The 4,293-nt window shown below is 37.5% G+C and carries 5 protein-coding genes; all 5 read left to right on the forward strand.

Features of this window, described 5'->3' with window-relative positions; genetic code table 11:
* Positions 1-216: 216 nt before the first annotated feature.
* The 5 genes from DM84_RS05080 to DM84_RS05100 all read left to right on the forward strand — a co-directional run bounded on the left by DM84_RS05080 (position 217) and on the right by DM84_RS05100 (position 3,911).
* Positions 217-876, forward strand: a complete 660-nt coding sequence (locus DM84_RS05080; protein WP_250778844.1) for a CADD family putative folate metabolism protein — start codon at positions 217-219, stop codon at positions 874-876.
* Positions 877-975: 99 nt separating this feature from the next.
* Entirely contained in the window at positions 976-1,389 is a 414-nt protein-coding gene (locus DM84_RS05085; protein ID WP_250778840.1) for a dihydroneopterin aldolase, read from the forward strand.
* Positions 1,389-2,687, forward strand: coding sequence for a dihydropteroate synthase (gene folP, locus DM84_RS05090; protein ID WP_250778841.1), 1,299 nt, complete (start codon positions 1,389-1,391; stop codon positions 2,685-2,687). Before DM84_RS05085 ends, folP begins: the two co-directional genes overlap by 1 nt.
* Positions 2,684-3,178 carry a dihydrofolate reductase gene (locus tag DM84_RS05095; protein WP_250778842.1) on the forward strand — a complete coding sequence of 165 codons (495 nt, stop codon included), beginning with the start codon at positions 2,684-2,686 and terminating at the stop codon, positions 3,176-3,178. Before folP ends, DM84_RS05095 begins: the two co-directional genes overlap by 4 nt.
* Positions 3,168-3,911, forward strand: a complete 744-nt coding sequence (locus DM84_RS05100) for a putative folate metabolism gamma-glutamate ligase (RefSeq protein ID WP_250778843.1) — start codon at positions 3,168-3,170, stop codon at positions 3,909-3,911. Before DM84_RS05095 ends, DM84_RS05100 begins: the two co-directional genes overlap by 11 nt.
* Positions 3,912-4,293: the final 382 nt, after the last annotated feature.

Here is a 4,293-nt window from a genome sequence, read left to right on the forward strand (position 1 = left end):
AGTTCTCTTGTCATTTTAACCTGTACAGATTGGGAAGTTAAACAAATAGCTTCAACCTTATGATAATGGAATTGGCAAAGGTTATCAAGTAGTTTTTCGCATATGCTAAAACTAGTTTGTTATGGAGAGGTCTAGTGAAATCGGCATGATGTCTCTTGACATCTAGTGAGTTTATGAATAGTCTGGAATAGTTTTGTGTTAACTTAAGGAGTTATTATAATGTTTGTTCAATTACTTAATAGAGAATTAGATAATTTGCATTTATTAAAACATCAGTTTTATCAATCCTGGAATGAAGGAAAATTGAGTCTTGAAGCTCTGCGAGTTTACGCTAAGGAATATTATCATCATGTTGCCGCATTTCCTCGTTATATTAGCAGTATACATTCTTTATGTCCAAATCTGAAAATACGACAAGTTTTGCTTGGTAATTTAATAGAAGAAGAACAAGGCGATGAAAACCATCCAGAGTTATGGCAACGTTTTGCTGAAGGGCTTGGTGTCTCACGGTCCGATCTTCGTGAAGATGCGCAAATTAAGGAGACACAAGAATTGGTTGATGGTTACTTTGATATTGTGCGATTAGGCTTTGCTTCCGGCTTGGGTGCTCTTTATGCTTATGAACGTCAAACCCCTGAGGTTTCTAAATCTAAAATTGATGGCCTCAAAAGACACTATTCAATAGATGATGAGCGTTCCCTCCAATTTTTTACCGTTCACATGGATGCTGATGAGTGGCATTCTGAGGAGTGCGCAAACCTTATTGCAGATTTAAATGAGGAAGAACAAGGGAAAGTTATGCAAGGTGCTAAAAAAGGAGCAAAGCTTTTATGGGGTTTTCTTGATGGAATGATGAACGCATATGCACATTGCTGAGAGGTTTTTATCAATCAAGGGGAAAACTTCTTTTGAATAATTTGGTGAACTTCATAAACGTGTGGGTTTTTGTAAGCTAGAGAATAGAGAAGTATAAAGATGGAACTAGGTACAAAACCGTTATGTAACCTCCTTATCCAGGATTTACGGCTTTGGGTTCATTTAGGCTGTAGTACAGAAGAGAAGTTTCATTCCCAATTAGTGAGTATTAATGTTGATTTTACCTTTAAGTCTCCTCCTGTAGGATTTATAACTGACCGGCTTGAGGATACTATCTGCTATCTGGAAGTAGTGCAGAGTATACAATCGCTTGCTCAAAGCAAGCAATTCAATTTAATCGAACATTTCACTCGCGATGTATATATAATTATTAGCAAACTTTTGATGCAGAAAAGGCATACTATTTCTTCTATAAGAGTGGCTACTCACAAAGTTGCACCACCTGTCCCCGATATACATGGGGGTGTTCTCTTTACCTATTGCAATGCACTGCAAGAACAGGAAGATAACTAATGATTTATATTTCTATTGGCTCAAATATAGGAAATCGCCTTTCTAATTTACAAAAGGCTGCTCAATTACTAAAGGAGCGCTATTTAAAAGATCTAAAATCTTCGATTGTCTTAGAAACCAAGGCTATTTTACCAAATGATGCTCCAACCGAGTGGGACAAGCCATTTTTTAACATGGTTGTGTATGGAAATTGTTCTGTTTCTCCTGAAGAGTTATTAAAAGGCCTAAAACAAATCGAATGTGACATTGGCCGTCCACAGATTCATGAAAAGTGGGCACCTCGTATTGTCGACTTGGATATTTTATTATGGGATGATCTAACGCTCGATACACCCTACCTTAAGATTCCTCACCCAGAATTGTTGAACAGACCATTTTTGCTTCATTTGATGGCAATGCTTAACCCCATGGGTAATATTCCAACAACCAAAAAAACGTTTGGTACTGTTGCTCACAACACTCCTAGCGTTCAAGACTGCTTTTTAAAGAGTTTTACGCTTTTGCCAGAGCTTGTGGGAATTGTCAACGTCACTCCTGATTCATTTTCAGACGGTGGTCTTTATTATGATGTAGACCAAGCAACTAAGCAGGCATTGCAACTGATATCAGATGGTGCAAGCGTAGTTGATCTTGGTGCTCAATCAACAAGGCCTGGATCCTCGATGCGGATTCCAGAGAAAGAATATGCACGTTTAAAACCAGTACTTGATAATCTTAGTCATTATATGAAAGCTGGCGATATTAAAGTCAGTATTGATAGTTTCTGGCCGGATGTTATTTTAAAAGCTTTGGAATATTACAACATTGCTTGGATAAACGATGTTAAAGGAGATCTAGATGATAATACCTTAAAAGCAATTGCTAGCGATGGGTGTAGCATCGTTATTATGCATTCACTCTCTATACCACCACATAAGGACAACATTATTCCAGGTAATACTGACCCCATCAATACCATAAATCACTGGGCAGAGAAAAGTATTGATAAATTACTAGCTCTAGGTTTTAATAAAAGCTCAATAATTATTGATCCTGGTATAGGTTTTGGAAAATCGCTGTATCAGAATATCTGGATTTTACGCAATATAGAAGCATTACGAAGTTTCGGCTGCAAGGTTCTAGTGGGTCATTCTAGAAAGTCATTCATTTCTTCTTTTTCTTCAGAACTTGCCTTTAATCGAGATTTGGAAACAATTTCTACGTCGTCTGTATTACACAATAAGGTTGATTTCCTTCGAGTGCACAATGTGCGCGATCACATGAGATTTTTTGTAGCCCAAGCTGCTTTACAGGGATGATGATTACCGGAGTTATGGCCGTTGATCCAAGCGGGGTAATTGGAATAAATAATGGACTGCCCTGGCACTACCCAAGTGAGCTGGAGCATTTTCGCCAAGTGACTGACAAGCAAGTTATCGTTATGGGAAGAAAGACATTTGAAGCAATACCTCAAAACATATTGAGGGATCGTGTTCCTGTTGTTTTTTCTCGTAACAAGCTAAGTTCGTGTTTTAATAGAGGTATAAAATGTACTATTGTTTCTTCTATGCAAGAGTTTCTATCAATTCAAAGTAGTTGGAATTGCTCCAAAATCTTCATAATTGGCGGAGCGCAGATAGCGCACCTTTTTTTAGAACATGATCTAATCTCAGAATTTATCATAACAGAAATTCACAAACCTTATAAAGGTAATGTATATTTCAACTTAGCACTCCTTGATGGGTGGAATAAAACCATTCTCATTGAAACAAAAGATTACACTATATGCAGGCTAATATATGCAAGTTGAAGCAATTTACACCCACCGCATTGAATGCGGTGAAGCATTAGAGAAGATTCTTGATCGCTATGTTTCAAAATTATTAAGGGAGGAGGTTGTACTTACCATCACATCAAAAATCATTTCCATTTGCCAAAAGCAAGTAGTTCACAAAACTGCCTGTTCTAAAGAAGAGCTGATTAAAAAAGAAGCTGATGCGATTGTTGATACAGATTGCAATCTTTGCGGTATCTATTTGACAATTAAAGATAATATTTTAATTCCATCTGCCGGCATTGACGAATCAAACGGTAATGAGGTGTATATTCTATATCCAAAAGATGTTCAGAAAACAGCTATATCGGTATGGAACTACCTAAGAACAAAATTCTGCGTAAGGCATCTTGGTATTTTGATTACAGATAGCAATATAGCACCTATGCGCCTTGGAGTTACAGGAATTGCTCTTGGTTGGTGTGGGTTTGAGCCGCTTTATTCCTATGTAGGCAAGCCAGATCTTTATAGTAAGCCACTCCAGGTAACACAAATCAATCTTCTTGATGCGCTGGCAACATCTGCTGTTTTAGTTATGGGAGAAGGGGCAGAACAAACGCCAATGGCAGTAATTAAAGATGTATCAAAAATCCGCTTTCTTACTCGTCCACCAACTATAGAAGAAGAGAGAAGTGTTAAGATATCGATGGAAGAAGACCTTTATTCTCCTCTGCTCATGAAAGCCCGGTGGTTGAAGAATGAGGGGTAGATTAAAAAAATATACAAGACTAGGGCATGCAGCCTGACTTTTCCTTTTATATCATACGTTAGATCTATTGCATAACAAACCAGTTTTGGCAGCGCTAAGCACATGCCCATAAAAAAACTACTTGACAAATTCCTCCAAACCCATTATCGTAAGGTTGAAGTTATTATTTATCTTCAGTCTGTGCAGATTAAATGAGAAAAAAACTTAGCATATTTGGCGTCTCATGTTTAATTTTTCGCACTATGTGCACCTCACGTCTTTTTAAAACTTCTGGTTTTCAAGCTGAAACGCGCTTATAAGTCGTTTAAGACATCAAAAACGCCAATATCATAAGATAGATAGTGAATAACTAGCTACTCGGGGTTTCTTTCGCTTTTTTTCT

Source organism: Wolbachia pipientis (genome assembly GCF_023661085.1).
GTDB lineage: Bacteria > Pseudomonadota > Alphaproteobacteria > Rickettsiales > Anaplasmataceae > Wolbachia.

Excerpts from the sequence above, each read along its gene's own strand:
- folP (WP_250778841.1), top strand. The coding sequence starts at position 1,389 with ATGATTTATATTTCTATTGGCTCAAATATAGGAAATCGCCTTTCTAAT.
- DM84_RS05100 (WP_250778843.1), top strand. The coding sequence starts at position 3,168 with ATGCAAGTTGAAGCAATTTACACCCACCGCATTGAATGCGGTGAAGCA.
- DM84_RS05085 (WP_250778840.1), top strand. The coding sequence starts at position 976 with ATGGAACTAGGTACAAAACCGTTATGTAACCTCCTTATCCAGGATTTA.
- DM84_RS05095 (WP_250778842.1), top strand. The coding sequence starts at position 2,684 with ATGATGATTACCGGAGTTATGGCCGTTGATCCAAGCGGGGTAATTGGA.